Here is a 14,006-nt window from a genome sequence, read left to right as displayed (position 1 = left end):
CGCCATGCCTATGCCCCGCTACCTCGACCCGCACACCGGCAAAGAGTATCCGCTGAGCGACCGCCGCTGGCGCTCGGACGACGGCCACCCCATGCTCATCACCCCGCTGCCCGGCATGGGCCGCGACGACATCGACACCCGGGTGCGCTCGATCTGGCGCTACCGCGCCGCCCTGCCGCTGGCCATCCACCCCAGCGCCAGCATGGGCGAAGGCTGCACGCCCCTGGTGCAGAAAAAATGGGGCGGGCTGGAGCCCTTCTTCAAGCTCGAATGGTTCAACCCGACCTGCAGCTTCAAGGACCGGGGCGCGTCGGTGATGGTGTCGTTTTTGAAACAGCTGGGGGTGGCCCGGATTCTGGAAGACAGCTCGGGCAACGGCGGCGCGGCGATTGCAGCGGCCGGGGCCGCCGCAGGCATGCAGGTGAAGATTCTGGCGCCCAGCTATACACCGCAGCCCAAAGTGGCGCAAATCCGCGCCTTTGGTGCCGAGGTTCAGCTGGTGGACGGCCCGCGCGAAGCCTCTGAAACCGAGGCCATCCGCCAGTCGGAACAGATCTTCTACGCCAGCCACAACTGGCACCCGTTCTTCCTGCAAGGCACCAAGTCGCTGGCCTACGAGCTATGGGAAGACCTGGGTTTTAAAGCCCCCGACAACATCGTCATCCCGGTCGGCGCAGGCAGCAACCTGCTGGGCTGCTACATCGGTTTTAGCGAGCTGCTGGCGGCCGGGCAGATTACCCAACTGCCCCGGCTGTTTGCCGCCCAGCCGCTGAACTGCTCGCCACTGGATGCCAGTTTTCAGGCAGGGCTGGACACGCCGGTAGACCGCGCTGTGCACCCCACCATCGCCGAAGGCACGGCCATCAAACGCCCGGTACGGCTGCGCGAAATGCTGCAGGCGCTGCGCCATTCGGGCGGATGCAGCGTGGCGCTGACAGAGGCGCAAATCACCGCCGCCGTGCGCCAGCTGGCCCGCACCGGCCTGTACGTGGAGCCGACCTGCGCCTCGGCAGCCGCAGCGCTGGACGTGCTGCAGCAGTGTGGTGCCATCAAACCGACCGAGACCACCGTGGTGCTGCTGACGGGCACCGGGCTGAAGTCCACGCAGTTCATGGCGGAGCTGTTTGGCGAAGGGGTTGCTTGAGCCCGCAAAACGCTATGTTTTAAATAGCTTACTGTGTAGGCATTACAAGCGCCAGAAGTACTTTTTACTTAAATCTTGGGTGCCAGTATCGCCATGGTGATGCGCGACACGCAGGTCAAATTGCCGGCGTCGTCCACCAGTTCAATGGCCCAGACCTGGGTGGTGCGGCCCACGTGGACCGGGCGGGCGGTGCCGGTAACCCAGCCGCTGGTGGCACCGCGCAGGTGGTTGGCGTTGATGTCCAAGCCCACGGCGCGGTGGCCCTCGGGGGCGGCGTACATGGCACCGATGGAGCCCAGGGTTTCGGCCAGCACCACGCTGACGCCGCCGTGCAGCAGGCCGTAGGGCTGGCAGGTGCGGTGGTCTACCGGCACGCGGGCACGCACAAAGTCGTCGCCCACCTCCAAAAACTCGATGCCCAGGTGGGCAATGGCGGTGCCGATGGCTCCGGCGGTACAGATTTCGACGGTGAAAGGTTTCTTCCAGAGAGACATGGGGAATCCAGTAATGGGTTAGCGATATAAACGAAGACCGTTTCAGCATAAACCACGCCTTGCGTCCCTGGAGTCTCCCGCTTGCCCACCCCCCCTCCATCTACTTCTGTTTCCGCCGCCAATCTGCGCGGCATTCTGGCCATGGTGATTGCCGTGGGTTCTTTCTCGGTGATGGATGCCGCCCTGAAAACGCTGAGCCACCACTACCCGCCCCTGCAGGTGGCATCGCTGCGCGGGCTGGTGGCGCTGCCGCTGGTGGCCTTGTACGTGCTGTGGCGCAAGGAGCTGCCCAGCCTGCTGAAGATCCGCTGGCCGCTGCATTTGCTGCGCATGGTGATCGGGGTGACCATGCTGTCGCTGTTTGTGACGGCGCTGCGCACGCTGGGGCTGGCCGAGGCTTACACCATCTTTTTCATCGCCCCGCTGCTGATCACGGTGCTGTCGATTCCGGTGCTGAAAGAGCGCGTGCGGCCCCGCCACTGGTGGGCGCTGGCGGGCGGGCTGTGCGGCGTGGTGGTGGCGCTGCGGCCCGACCAGGAAGCGTTTTTGTCGCTGGGCGCGCTGGCGGTGCTGGGCTCTGCCGTGTGCTACGCGGTGTCGGCCGTGACCGGGCGGGTGCTGAGCCGCACCGATTCCAGCGCCGCCCTGGTGTTCTGGGGCACCAGCGGGCTGGCGCTGGGGGCCGGGGTGCTGGCCTGGCCGCACTGGGTGGCGGTGCTGCCCACCGACGCACCGGTGCTGGCGGTAATTGCGGTGAGCGGCTTTGCCGGGCAACTGGCCATCACCCAGGCGTTTCGCTACGGGCAGGCGGCGGTGGTCGCCCCGTTTGAATACACCGCCCTGGCCTGGGGCATGGCGCTGGACGGCCTGCTGTGGCACACCGCGCCCGACCACAGCACCCTGCTGGGCGGGGCGATTGTGATTGCTTTCGGCCTGTGGGTGGTCCGCCAAGAGCGCACCAAAGAGCTGGTGGTCACACCATGATTTCTGGCATCCAATCGGCAGCTAGCGCTTATTCCGTCTGCGCAAACAGCTATACAAACTGTAGTTTCACTCTGCACGCGCCAATGCAGCCGTCGCTAAATAAATACGCCAGCCCACCAGGATCAAAACCACAAAATACATAGCGGCTAGCGTAGGCTCTATAAGCGCTAAAGGCTTAAAAACCCTGTATTTTCAGGTGCAGAGCCTTCACAGCGAAACACAGCCTTGAAATCCCTGTAGCCCTGGAAACCAAAGTGCTTGGCAAAGCGCACCACTGCCGAGGGCTGGACGTTGCAACTGCGCGCCAGGTTCTCGATCTTCTCCCCCGCCATAGACGCGTGGTGCTGCGCCACGTAGCGGGCAATAGTCTTGAGCTGTTTGCTCAAAGTCCCAGACTCGCTGCCGATGTGGGCCAGCAGCGATTCGACCTGGGTGGGTGGCGCGGTCGCCTCGGACATCACTTGGGGTACTTGTCGAGGTAGCGCTGGATTTCGCTGCGCATGAAGCGCGACGAGTCTTCGGCCCGCTCTTCCCAGGCAAACACGCAGCTCGACAGCACACCGTCAAAACCAATCTCGGCCAGGGTGCCGAAGAACACGTCCCAGTCGATCTCGCCCTGGCCCATGTCCAGATGCTGGTGCACCCGTACCTTGGCGCCCGGTGGGTTGACGATGTAGCGCAGCGCCGACGAAGCTTTGTGGTTAAAGGTGTCTGCCACCCGCACATGGGCCAGCACCGGAGCGGCGGCGCGTAGCATGGCCGCCATGTCGTCGCCGTAGTAGAAGGTGTGGGGCGCGATGTACGACAGCTTGACACTGGGCGAACCGATGGATCGCACGATGTCGATAGCAGGGGCGAAGGTTTCGATCCAGTCCTCGGGATGCGGCTCGACCGACAGCACCACGCCTTCGCGCTCAAAAATCGGAATCAGCTCGTCCATGGAGCGCCAAAACGCCGCCTCACAGGCCTCGGGCGTGTTGAAGCTTTGGCCCGCCGAACGTTCGGGCGAGGCACCACGCCCGAACTCGGAAATCATGGTGTCGCAGTCCATCTCCACCGCCACTTGGATGGCCTTTTTCCAGTAGCGCATGGCCGCCAGGCGCTCGTCTTCCAGCGGGCTGGACCAGCGGTACATGGGCTGCAGCGTGGCCAGCTTCACGCCATGGTCTTTCAGCGCCTTTTTGAAACCCTGGATACGCTCGGGGTAGACGCGCGGCTGGGCCCACCATTCCAGAAAGTCGGCGCGCGGCGAGAGTTCAATGTGCTCGTAGCCCAACTCGGCCGTCTTGCGGCAAAGCTCGGGCAGCGAGAGGTGGCGGTGCATGTAGGGGTCGAGGGCGATGCGCATGGTGTGTCCTTGTTATTGGCTAATGGTCTGCTTTAAAGCGTCGATAGAGGTTTGGACACCCGCCTCAATCGACATGGTCAGGTCTTCCATTTCCAGCGAGACATAGCCGTCGTAGCCGCCCATGCGGCAGACCGAGAAGAACTCTTTCCACCACTGCAAGTCTTTGCCGCAGCCCACGGCCACGTAATTCCAGCTGCGGGTCTCGGCGGCAGTGACGGGTTGGGTTTCCAGCAGGCCGTTGATATCGCACAGGCCACGCTCGATGCGCGCATCTTTGCCGTGGATGTGGAACAGCGCGCCCTTGAGGTTGCGGGCGGCGGCGATGGGATCTGCGCCCATGGCGATCAGGTGCGAAGGGTCTAGATTAATGCCGACGGTAGGGCCGACCGCAATGCGCAGCCGCCACAGCGTGGCCGGGTTGTAGACCAACATGCAGGGAAATTCTTCGATGGCGATCTGCTCCACGCCGTGGGCCTGGCAGTGCGCGACGAACTTGGTCCACCATGGGATGGCCACCTCGTTCCACTGGTAGTCCAGCGCGGGCGCCATGTAGTCGGGCCACGAGACAGTGGAGGTGATCCAGTTGGGAGTCCGATCGCCGGGCGCACCCGCCGGGCAGCCCGACATCATCACCACTTTTTTCACGCCCAGCTTGCCCGCCAGCACGATGGTGTCGTAGCTCGATTGGGTGTGCTTTTCGCCCATCTCGCCCGGATTGAGCGGGTTGCCGGAGCAGTTGAGGGCCGCGATTTCCATGCCGCGCTTTTCCAGCTCGGCCCGGAAAGCGATCAGCTTGCTTTCGGTGGCCAGCAACTCGGCGGTGGGCACGTGGGGGCAACTGGCCCAGCCGCCAGCGGTCATTTCGACGGCGTTGACACCCAGAGATTTCACTTTATCCAGCATGTCGGGGAAGGACAGGTTGTTGTATACGTCGGTGCAGATGGAGAGTTTCACGGGGGTTCCTGAAAGATTTATTTGACGTAAAACGATGGCCGCTGGGCCAAGCGGATCGGCACGATGGCCTTGCTGTGCCGGGCTTCCACACAGGCTTCGGCGGTGGCAGAAGCGAAGTAGCCGTCCCACGCGGTAGGGCCGTTGACCTGGCCGCGCTGGGTGGCGTCAATCCATTCCTGCAGCTCTACGTCGTAGGCATCGATAAAGCGCTGCTTCCAGTCCATCTGGATGGCGGTGGAGGCACGGCCTTCCAGGCGCAGCGCCACGCTGGCAGGTTCGGGCAGACTGGCCGTGCCGACTTCACCCACCACCTGGCACTGGATGTCGTAGCCAAAGCGGCAGCCGACAAAGATTTCGGTGTCGATGCGGATGCCCTTGCTGGTTTCCAGCAGCACCATCACCGGGTCGTGTAAACCGGCGTGGGAGTTGCGGCTCTTGCGGCCTTCGACCACCTGGGCGGTAACGTAGTCGTCGTCCAGCAGCCAGCGCAGCACATCGATCTCGTGCACAAAGGTGTCGGTTATGCACATGTCACCCACGTACATTTCGGGCACGCTGGGGTTGCGGTGGGCGCAGTGCACCATCAGCGCATCGCCAATCGTGCCGGCATCGAGTGTCTTTTTCAGAGCGCGGTATCCCACATCAAAACGGCGCATGAAGCCCACCTGCACCAGCTTCTTGCCTGCCTTCACTTCGGCTTCCACGACGCGCAAGCCGCTTTCGGCCGAGGTCGTCATGGGCTTTTCGCAGAACACCGGCTTGCCCACAGCAATGCAGGCCAGTAACTGGGCGGCGTGGGCCGGGCCCCAGGACGCGACCAGCAGCGCATCCACATCGGGCGCGTGGATGAGGTCCTGGTAGTTGTCAAACACCTTGGCACCCAGGCGAGAGCTGTCGTTAAAAGCGTGGGTGGCCGCCAGATTGATGTCGTTGAGGGCCACGATGCGCGCGCCGCTGAGTTTGCGGTGGATGCGCAGTGCGTGGTCCTGGCCGATAGCGCCGCAGCCAATCACGCCAATTCTGAGTTCCATGGGATTCACTTCATGAGGCTCACCCCCAGGCTACGCACTGCGTGTCTTCGCCAACCCCTTTGCCGGGGGTGAACCCAGTGGCCAGGCAAAGCCGGTTCCACGGGTTCTTGGCCTCAATACGTAGTGCGCTGTTGGGTGGTGAACGGTTGTAATAAGAACCCGGCGGCGGTGCCACCGAGCCGTAGCTTTATTTGCTGTAGTTGGCGACGTTGTCTTTGACAATAGACTCGAACGGGATCAGCTTTTCTTTCGGAGCGGGTTCGCCCTTCTTGATCATCTCGACCACGTCAAACGCGCCCTGGGCCTGGCCCTTGGCGTTCTGGAAGATCGACTGCGACATGTCGCCCGCCTTGATGGCGTCCAGCGCGTCCTTGACACCGTCGATGCCAGAAATCATCACGCCCTTGCGGCCAGCAGTCTTCAACGCCTGCAGGGCACCCAAGGCCATCTGGTCGTTGGCAGCGATGAGCGCATCAAACTTAGGGAACTTCTGCACCCAGTCTTCGGTGATCTTCATGCCTTCGGCGCGGTCGTAGTTGGCGGGCAGGTTGGCCAGCACCTTCACGTCGGTGCGGCCAGCCAGGGCTTTGGTGAAGCCTTCCAGACGTTCCTTGGAGTGGTACAGGCCGGGCTGGCCTTGCAGGTAAACAATCTGGGCGTTCTTGGGCAACTGTTTGGCCATGAATTCGCCCTGCATGCGGCCAGCGTCCACGTTTTTGGAGCCGACAAAGGTGAACTTGCCACCGGCGGATTCAATGCCCAGTGCAATCACCGGAATGCCGGCCTTGTTGGCCTTTTCCACGCCCGGCACGATGCCCTGGTAGTCCACCGGCACGATGACGATGGCATTGACCTTCTGGGCGATGAAGTTGTCGATCTGGTCGAGCTGCTTGCTGGCATCGCCGCCCGCATCGGCAAACGACACGCTGACATTGGCATCCGCTTTGGCGGCTTCGATGAAGGCGTTCTTGCGGCTCATGGTGAACACATCGGTGTCGGCCAGATTGGCGTAGCCAACGACGAACTTTTTGGTCTGGGCAAAGACGGCGCCCGAGCCGACGGCGATTAAAACGGCGCAAGCGGCTGCGGTGAAGATGCATTTTTTCATGGTGATTTCCTGGTGTTTATGTACTTGTGGTTTAGTGCGGAGTTAATCCATACAAGGTTACGGCTGTCTCAAAACCATATAACCGAAAACAGCGTGGTTTTCATCGTTCGATAGGAAGCCCTTCAAAATGGTGGTGCGGTGGATCAGGCTTTTTTACGGGCACTGCCAGATTTGGTTTTGACATCCAGAATCACCGCCACGGCAATAATCACGCCCTTAACGATTTGCTGCCAGTACGAGCTGACATTCATTAGATTCAGAATATTGTTGATCACGCCAATAATCATGGCACCAATGAACGTACCGGTAATCGTGCCGGTACCGCCCATTAAACTGGTGCCACCCACCACCACGGCGGTAATCGCGTCGAATTCATAGGCCACACCCCCGGCAGGCTGGCCGGAGTTAATCCGTGACATCAGCACGATACCGGCAATCGAAACCAAAATTCCGTTGAATACAAAGGCCCGGCGCAATACGCCATCGGTATTGATGCCTGATGCCAACGCAGCCTTGGCATTACCGCCCACGGCATAGACGTGGCGACCAAACTTGGTGCGGTTCAGCAAGATCCAGGACACCATCACCACGAATACCAATATCAACACCGAAATAGGCACCGGGCCGATATTGCCCTGGCCAATAACTTGAAAATCGCCTAATCCACTGACCGGTACGCCCGCCGTGTACAGCAGAATCGCCCCCCGCGCCACGGTGGTCATGGCCAGGGTCATGATGAAGGACGGGATCTTGAAGTAAGTGATGACATACCCGTTAACCAGCCCCACAACTATGCCTGCACCGATTCCAGCCGAAATGGCGAGGTAAATGTTCTGCGTCAACGACATCACGCTGGCGGCGAGGGTGCCGGTCAGCGCCAGCACCGAACCCAGCGATACGTCAATATGACCCAAAATAATAATAAATGTCACACCACAGGCTAGCAAACTCACCACCACCACTTGACGCAATACATTGGTCAAATTACCAGTGGTTAAAAATGTTTCGTTCAAGAATGAAGACGCAACAAAAATACCGATAAATATTAAAATAGTGCCGTACTTACGGTATATCTCAGCAAAGCCCATATTTTTTATTTTGGAAAGCATGGTGGGTGTCTCGGGTGTAGGGGCTTTTTGGATAACGGCGCTCATGCGTGTACTCCTGTGGCCAAGGCCATAATTTTTTCTTGGGATGCGTCTGCCTGGCTGAGTTCGCCGCGCATTTTTCCTTCTTGCATCACCACAATGCGGTCGCTCATACCCAATACTTCGGGCAATTCAGAAGAAATCATGATGATCGCCAGGCCTTGTTTGGCAAACTGGGTCATGAGCTTATGGATTTCAGATTTAGAACCTACGTCAATTCCACGTGTGGGTTCGTCCAATATCAATACCGTTAAATCCCGCAGGAGCCATTTGGCAATCGCGATTTTTTGCTGGTTACCGCCACTCAAAGTGCCGACGATGGTATTGAGATTGGCAGTTTTTATTTGCAGCAACTGGCGCATGTGCTGGCCAGATTCTTTTTCGGCCTTTAAATCCAAAAATAATCCGGGAGCAAACTTTTCCAGATTTGCCAGAGAAATGTTTTCTTGCACCGAGCGGCACAGCACCAGGCCCTCGGCCTTGCGGTCTTCGGACACCATGGCGATGCCGTGGCGGATAGCGTCCGTCGGCTTGTTCAGTTCCAGCTTCTGGCCATTCAGCCAGACCTCGCCCGCGTCCAGCCGGTCGAGCCCAAAAATCGCCCGGACCACCTCGGTGCGGCCTGCGCCAATCAGCCCGGCCAGGCCGACGATCTCGCCCTTATGCACCTCGAAGCTGATGTCCTGGAACACGCCGTGGCGGGTGGCACCGCGCACGGACAGGGCCACCTCGCCGATGGGTACGGCTTCCTTGGGGAAGATGCTGCTGATGGTGCGGCCCACCATCAGGCAGATCAGGCGGTTCTGGTCGAAGTCGCCCGCCTTGCCAGAACCTACGTACTGGCCGTCGCGGATGATGGTGATGTCGTCCGCGATCTGGAAGATCTCGTCCATCTTGTGGGTGATGTAGATGATGGCTACGCCGCGCGCCTTCAGGTCGGCGATCTGGCGGAACAACATGCTCACCTCGGTGTCGCTGATGGCCGAGGTGGGTTCGTCCATGATCACCAGCGCTGCGTTACGCGAGATGGCCTTGGCAATCTCCACCAGCTGCATGCCCGCAATGCTGAGTTCGCGCATTTTCTGCTTTGCGCGGTACGGCAGACCCAGGCGGTCCAGCAGGGCCTGCGTTTCGCTGGCCATACGGTCAAAGTCCACAAACAGGTTCAGCCAGGCGAAGTGGCCTGGCTTGCCCTGCATGGGTTCGCGGCCCAAAAAGATGTTCTCGGCGATGGTCATGTCCAGCACTGGGCTCAGTTCCTGGTGGATCATGGCAATGCCCATCTCCAAGGCGGCGCGGGTGTTCTGGTGCGTGAGCTGCACGCCCTTGAAGAAGATCTCGCCCGAGTCCACCGCGTGCTCGCCGCTCAACACCTTCATCAGCGTGGACTTGCCTGCGCCGTTTTCACCCACCAACACGTGCACCGAGCCCGCACGCACCTGCAGGTTCACGCCATCCAGTGCCTTCACGCCAGGGAAGGACTTGGTGATCTTGCGCATCTCCAGCACCAGACCGTCGGGTTGGGTTTTCATCAGCACCTGTGTCTCCTAGTTGGCGCTGGTCGGGAGGTCCCGTGGCGCTCTGGTGCGAATTATGGGAGTGGGATTAGAAAAAAATGTCTAAATGAAATAAAAACTGTCATAGACTTTCATTTCATTAGGGTTAGTATTGAAAGCAATATGTCAAGCGACCTTCCAACCGACCTCCACCTCAGCCGCGTGACCATTGCCGACGTGGCCAAAGCCGCCGGTGTCAGCCTTTCCACCGTGGACCGTGTGCTCAATGGTCGGGCTCCCGTGCGGCGCGACACGGCCGAACGCATCCACGCGGTGGCCGAGTCCATCGGCTTCCACGCGGCAGGCGTGATACGCGAGCGGGTGCGTGGCAAACGGGTGCGCCAAACGCTGGGCTTTCTGTTGCAGCGTTCCGATGCGGCCTTCTACCAGGAGCTGGGCGAGTCGCTAGCCTTGGCGACCGAGTCACACAGTGAGTACTGCACCGCACCGCAAATCGCCTACATGGACGACTTGTCGCCCGAGGCCGTGTCGCTGCGGCTACGGGACATGGGCGAGCGGGTCGGTGCCGTTGCCCTGGTGGCCGTGGACCACCCGCTGATCTGGGCCGAAATCGAGCGGCTCAAAGCCAAGGGCGTACCGGTGTTTGCGCTGATCTCCGACCTGAGCACGCCCGCCCGCGCAGGCTATGCTGGGCTGGACAACCGCAGCGTGGGCCGCACTGCTGCCTGGCTGATCACGCACATGGCGCACATGCCGGGCAAGCTGGTCACGTTTGTAGGCAGCCACCGCTTCCAATGCCAGGAGGTGTGCGAGATGAGTTTTCGGTCCTACGTGCGCGAGCACGCGCCGAACTTCGAGCTGATGGAGCCGCTGTTTACGCTAGAGAGCGACCAACTGGCCGAAGAAGGCACGCGCGACCTACTGCACAGGCATCCGGACATCGTGGGCGTGTTGATCGCGGGCAGCGGTATTAACGGAGTGGTGCGGGCGCTGCGCGAGCATTACAGCAGCACGCCCGGCACCCGACCAGTTTGCGTGGTGCGCGAGCTGACACCGCATGCGCGCAAAGGACTGCGCAGCGGCGATCTGCATGCCGCCCTATCGCACCCCCTGCCGCAACTTGCCCAGGGACTCGTGGGCATGATGGTGGAGCGGCTGAACAACCCGTCGGTGGGTTTGCAGCAGACCATCGTGCCACTGGACACGCAAACACCAGAGAGCGCTTAGCTACTGTTTTAGTAGCTTCTAGCGCAGGTGGAAGATGCGCTGGAAGCACTTTTTATATAAATCCTCAACTCGCGTTCAGCGTCTCGCCCAGCGCATTCACCATGCTGTCGATCTCGGCGGGCGTGACCACAAACGGCGGGGCCATCTGGATGGTGTCGGCACCGTAGCGCACGTAAAAGCCCTTCTTCCACATCGCCATCGCCACTTCGTACGGGCGGCGGGCGGGCTCGCCGGGGTAGGCGGCCAAGGTGATGCCGCTGGCCAGGCCGTAGTTGCGGATGTCGGTGACATGCTTAGCACCTTGCAGGCTGTGCACCGCGTTTTCGAAATGCGGAGCAATGGCGCGCACGCGCTGGGGCATGTCTTCTTTCACCAAAATGTCCAGTGTGGCCAGGGCCACGGCGCAGGCCACGGGGTGGGCCGAGTAGGTGTAGCCGTGGGCAAATTCCAGCATGTAGTCGGGCGCACCGGCGTGCATGAAGGTGTCGTAAATCTCTTTGCCGACCAGCACCGCACCCATGGGCTGGGCGCCGTTGGTGATCTGCTTGGCCACGTTCATGATATCGGGGGTGACGCCAAAAGCCTCGGCCCCGCTCATCGCGCCCATGCGGCCAAAGCCGGTGATCACTTCGTCAAAAATCAGCAGGATGTTGTGCGCGGTGCAGATCTCGCGCAGGCGCTGCAGGTAGCCCACCGGCGGCACCACCACACCGGCCGAGCCGGACATGGGCTCCACGATCACCGCGGCGATGTTGCTGGCATCGTGCAGCGTGATCAGGTCCAGCAGCTCGTCTGCCAGCTCCACGCCGGTCTTGGGCATGCCGCGCGAGAAGGCGTTGCTTTTGAGCTGGGTGTGCGGCAGGTGGTCGGCCTGCAAGGCTTCGCCAAACATCTTGCGGTTGGCACCGATGCCGCCCACCGAAATGCCGCCAAAGCCCACACCGTGGTAGCCCTTTTCGCGGCCAATGAAACGGGTTTTGCTGGCTTGGCCCTTGGTGCGCCAGTAGGCACGCGCCATCTTCAGCGAGGTGTCGGCGGCTTCGGAACCCGAGCCGGTGAAGAACACGTGGTCCAGGCCGTCGGGGGTCAGCTCGACCAGCTTGTTGGCCAGCTCGAACGACAGCGGGTGGCCGAACTGGAACGCGGGCGCATAGTCCAGCGTGGCCATCTGGCGGGTGGCGGCGGCCGTGAGCTCAGTGCGGCCATGGCCCAAGCCGGAACACCACAGGCCCGACAGGCCATCCAGAATCTGGCGGCCATCGATGTCGGTGTAGTAGCAGCCCTTGGCACTGGTGATGATGCGCGGGTCGGCCTTGAAGTTGCGGTTACCGGTGTAGGGCATCCAGTGCGCGTTGAGCCATGCGGCATCGGTACGGGGACGTGCAGCTTGCTGCAGTTTTTGTGTATCGGTCATGTCCATGGCGCGCTCCAGATTAAAAAAGAATAGGCGGATTCTGGCCGCCCCTGTTACTCTCATAAAGAGTTAAATACCACTCTGTAGTTAGCAGAATATGCAAGTAACGAAGAACAAGGCCGTGCTGGGCCAGCTGACGGACATGGACATCCGCTTGCTGCGGGTGTTCAAAAGCGTGGTCGAGTGCGGGGGCATGGCGGCTGCCGAGCTGGAGCTGAACATCGGCACCTCCACCGTGAGCCGCCACGTCAAAGACCTGGAGACCCGCCTGGGCCTGACCCTGTGCCGCCGCGGCCGCAGCGGCTTTGCGCTGACCCCCGAGGGCCAGCAGATCTACACCGAGACCCTGCGCTTGCTGGCCGGGGCCGAAGCGTTTCGCGCCAGCGTGGACGCGCTGCACCAGCGCATGGGCGGCGAGATCCACTTGGCGGTGTTCGACCAGACGGCCAGCAACCAGCAGGCCCGCATCAGCGCCGCCATCGCCCAGTTTGCCGCGCAGGCTCCGGACGTGCGCCTGTGCCTGCACGTGGCCCCCATCCAGACGATAGAGCGCGGCATCATCGACGGCCAGTTCCAAGTGGGCGTGATCCCCGGCCACCGCAGCTCCGACAGCCTGGTCTACGACGACCTGTTTGGTGAAACCATGCTGCTTTATGGCGGCACGCAGCATGCCGTGCACGCCGCCGAAACCCTGGACTGGGACGGCCTGCGCCGCTACCCGTTTGCCGGGCTGGGCTACCACTCGCCCAACATGGAAATCACCCAGCGCGTGCGCCTGCCCCGCACCGCCACCGGCTTCGACCAGGAGTCGATCGCCACGCTGATTTTGTCGGGCCACTACCTGGGGTTTTTGCCCGACCACTACGCGGAACGGTTTGTGCAAAAAGGGCAAATGCGGGCGGTGCAGCCCGAGATGTTTCGCTACGACTGCCGGTTTCTGGGCATCGTCCGGCGCACGCCCGAGCCGTCACGGGCCACTCGGGCGCTGCAGGAGTGCTTGCGCCAGGCGCACGCCGTCTAAAGTGCAGAGACCTCTGGCACTTTGGCAAACAATTGCGCGGCGGTCAGCTCCAGCGCCACGCTGGCCAGCACAATGGTTTCGCCTTTGGCAAACGGGTGCAGCACCCACAGGCCGTTGGGGCTTTTCCGGTAGCAGTCGGTGATACGCGTGTCCAGGTCGATCAACACATATTCCTGCAAACTATTCAGACTGCGGTAATGGGTGAACTTCATCCCCCGGTCGAACCCGGCGGTGCTGAGCGATAGCACTTCAACAATGAGTTTAGGCTCGGCTTTGAAGGTGGGGCTTTCCAGATCGCGCGGGCTGCAGGTGACCATTACGTCAGGGTAAAAGTAGGCGTTGGCAGCCTCCACATGCAAGCGCATGTCGCTTACATAGGTTTCGCACGGGGTATCGCCCAGGTGCTGGTGCAGGGCAATGGCCATATTCAGCGCGGTCTTCACATGCCGGTCCTCCTCCCCCGCCATGGCAAACACTTCGCCATCCACAAACTCGTGGCGTTCGGTCTGAGCGTGTTCCCACACGAGGTAATCGGCAGGCGTAAAAACAGGAAGGTGTGCGGCGTGTCCCATGGCGGCTTTCGGGTGGGTGGTATCTGATTATGCGACAGCTAAAA

At 61.2% G+C, this 14,006-nt stretch carries 14 protein-coding genes; 4 read left to right on the top strand and 10 right to left on the bottom strand.

Going from position 1 to position 14,006, the window contains the following annotated elements; translation table 11 throughout:
• Window positions 1-4: 4 nt before the first annotated feature.
• On the top strand, window positions 5-1,144 hold the full coding sequence (locus AC097L_RS16870; RefSeq protein WP_479587692.1) for a threonine synthase: 1,140 nt from the start codon (window positions 5-7) through the stop codon (window positions 1,142-1,144).
• Window positions 1,145-1,212: 68 nt separating this feature from the next.
• Here AC097L_RS16870 and AC097L_RS16865 read toward each other — a convergent pair whose 3' ends face one another.
• Entirely contained in the window at window positions 1,213-1,638 is a 426-nt protein-coding gene (locus tag AC097L_RS16865; RefSeq protein WP_479587691.1) for a hotdog fold thioesterase, read from the bottom strand.
• An 81-nt stretch (window positions 1,639-1,719) separates the two neighbouring features.
• Here AC097L_RS16865 and AC097L_RS16860 point away from each other — a divergent pair, with 81 nt between their 5' ends.
• On the top strand, window positions 1,720-2,622 hold the full coding sequence (locus AC097L_RS16860; protein ID WP_479587690.1) for a DMT family transporter: 903 nt from the start codon (window positions 1,720-1,722) through the stop codon (window positions 2,620-2,622).
• Between the two features lie 167 nt (window positions 2,623-2,789).
• Here AC097L_RS16860 and AC097L_RS16855 read toward each other — a convergent pair whose 3' ends face one another.
• The 7 genes from AC097L_RS16855 to AC097L_RS16825 all read right to left on the bottom strand — a co-directional run bounded on the left by AC097L_RS16855 (window position 2,790) and on the right by AC097L_RS16825 (window position 9,743).
• Window positions 2,790-3,080 (bottom strand): MurR/RpiR family transcriptional regulator, encoded by a 291-nt coding sequence (locus AC097L_RS16855; RefSeq protein ID WP_479587689.1) that lies wholly within the window; start codon window positions 3,078-3,080, stop codon window positions 2,790-2,792.
• Complete coding sequence (locus AC097L_RS16850) at window positions 3,080-3,970, bottom strand: sugar phosphate isomerase/epimerase family protein (RefSeq protein WP_479587688.1); 891 nt, start codon at window positions 3,968-3,970, stop codon at window positions 3,080-3,082. Before AC097L_RS16850 ends, AC097L_RS16855 begins: the two co-directional genes overlap by 1 nt.
• Before the next feature lie 12 nt (window positions 3,971-3,982).
• Window positions 3,983-4,924, bottom strand: coding sequence for a sugar phosphate isomerase/epimerase family protein (locus AC097L_RS16845; protein WP_479587687.1), 942 nt, complete (start codon window positions 4,922-4,924; stop codon window positions 3,983-3,985).
• A gap of 17 nt (window positions 4,925-4,941) precedes the next feature.
• Window positions 4,942-5,955 carry a Gfo/Idh/MocA family protein gene (locus tag AC097L_RS16840; RefSeq protein WP_479587686.1) on the bottom strand — a complete coding sequence of 338 codons (1,014 nt, stop codon included), beginning with the start codon at window positions 5,953-5,955 and terminating at the stop codon, window positions 4,942-4,944.
• A gap of 187 nt (window positions 5,956-6,142) precedes the next feature.
• Window positions 6,143-7,063 (bottom strand): sugar ABC transporter substrate-binding protein, encoded by a 921-nt coding sequence (locus tag AC097L_RS16835; RefSeq protein ID WP_479587685.1) that lies wholly within the window; start codon window positions 7,061-7,063, stop codon window positions 6,143-6,145.
• 143 nt (window positions 7,064-7,206) lie between these two features.
• Window positions 7,207-8,217 carry an ABC transporter permease gene (locus tag AC097L_RS16830; RefSeq protein ID WP_479587684.1) on the bottom strand — a complete coding sequence of 337 codons (1,011 nt, stop codon included), beginning with the start codon at window positions 8,215-8,217 and terminating at the stop codon, window positions 7,207-7,209.
• The gene (locus tag AC097L_RS16825; RefSeq protein ID WP_479587683.1) at window positions 8,214-9,743 is read right to left on the bottom strand and encodes a sugar ABC transporter ATP-binding protein; all 1,530 of its coding nucleotides are present in this window, start codon (window positions 9,741-9,743) and stop codon (window positions 8,214-8,216) included. Before AC097L_RS16825 ends, AC097L_RS16830 begins: the two co-directional genes overlap by 4 nt.
• Window positions 9,744-9,890: 147 nt before the next feature.
• Between AC097L_RS16825 and AC097L_RS16820 the strand changes: the two genes are divergently transcribed.
• Window positions 9,891-10,955, top strand: coding sequence for a LacI family DNA-binding transcriptional regulator (locus AC097L_RS16820; RefSeq protein ID WP_479587682.1), 1,065 nt, complete (start codon window positions 9,891-9,893; stop codon window positions 10,953-10,955).
• Window positions 10,956-11,019: 64 nt separating this feature from the next.
• On the opposite strand, the gene aptA is transcribed toward AC097L_RS16820, so the two are convergent.
• Window positions 11,020-12,375 (bottom strand): omega-aminotransferase AptA, encoded by a 1,356-nt coding sequence (gene aptA, locus AC097L_RS16815; RefSeq protein ID WP_479587681.1) that lies wholly within the window; start codon window positions 12,373-12,375, stop codon window positions 11,020-11,022.
• 91 nt (window positions 12,376-12,466) lie between these two features.
• Between aptA and AC097L_RS16810 the strand changes: the two genes are divergently transcribed.
• Complete coding sequence (locus AC097L_RS16810; protein WP_479587680.1) at window positions 12,467-13,390, top strand: LysR family transcriptional regulator; 924 nt, start codon at window positions 12,467-12,469, stop codon at window positions 13,388-13,390.
• Here AC097L_RS16810 and AC097L_RS16805 read toward each other — a convergent pair.
• Complete coding sequence (locus tag AC097L_RS16805) at window positions 13,387-13,962, bottom strand: Uma2 family endonuclease (RefSeq protein ID WP_479587679.1); 576 nt, start codon at window positions 13,960-13,962, stop codon at window positions 13,387-13,389. The genes AC097L_RS16810 and AC097L_RS16805 overlap by 4 nt on opposite strands.
• Between the last annotated feature and the right edge of the window lie 44 nt (window positions 13,963-14,006).

Source organism: Rhodoferax sp. RT5P35, from assembly GCF_056521385.1.
Note: the sequence above shows the minus strand (reverse complement) of the source record. Positions and strands in the feature narration are given on the sequence as shown.

What these genes read in the sequence shown, in the direction of transcription:
- AC097L_RS16870 (WP_479587692.1), top strand. Translation starts at nt 5, where the DNA reads ATGCCTATGCCCCGCTACCTCGACCCGCACACCGGCAAAGAGTATCCG.
- AC097L_RS16865 (WP_479587691.1), bottom strand. Translation starts at nt 1,638, where the DNA reads ATGTCTCTCTGGAAGAAACCTTTCACCGTCGAAATCTGTACCGCCGGA.
- AC097L_RS16855 (WP_479587689.1), bottom strand. Translation starts at nt 3,080, where the DNA reads ATGTCCGAGGCGACCGCGCCACCCACCCAGGTCGAATCGCTGCTGGCC.
- AC097L_RS16850 (WP_479587688.1), bottom strand. Translation starts at nt 3,970, where the DNA reads ATGCGCATCGCCCTCGACCCCTACATGCACCGCCACCTCTCGCTGCCC.
- AC097L_RS16840 (WP_479587686.1), bottom strand. Translation starts at nt 5,955, where the DNA reads ATGGAACTCAGAATTGGCGTGATTGGCTGCGGCGCTATCGGCCAGGAC.
- AC097L_RS16835 (WP_479587685.1), bottom strand. Translation starts at nt 7,063, where the DNA reads ATGAAAAAATGCATCTTCACCGCAGCCGCTTGCGCCGTTTTAATCGCC.
- AC097L_RS16830 (WP_479587684.1), bottom strand. Translation starts at nt 8,217, where the DNA reads ATGAGCGCCGTTATCCAAAAAGCCCCTACACCCGAGACACCCACCATG.
- AC097L_RS16825 (WP_479587683.1), bottom strand. Translation starts at nt 9,743, where the DNA reads ATGAAAACCCAACCCGACGGTCTGGTGCTGGAGATGCGCAAGATCACC.
- AC097L_RS16820 (WP_479587682.1), top strand. Translation starts at nt 9,891, where the DNA reads ATGTCAAGCGACCTTCCAACCGACCTCCACCTCAGCCGCGTGACCATT.
- aptA (WP_479587681.1), bottom strand. Translation starts at nt 12,375, where the DNA reads ATGGACATGACCGATACACAAAAACTGCAGCAAGCTGCACGTCCCCGT.
- AC097L_RS16810 (WP_479587680.1), top strand. Translation starts at nt 12,467, where the DNA reads ATGCAAGTAACGAAGAACAAGGCCGTGCTGGGCCAGCTGACGGACATG.
- AC097L_RS16805 (WP_479587679.1), bottom strand. Translation starts at nt 13,962, where the DNA reads ATGGGACACGCCGCACACCTTCCTGTTTTTACGCCTGCCGATTACCTC.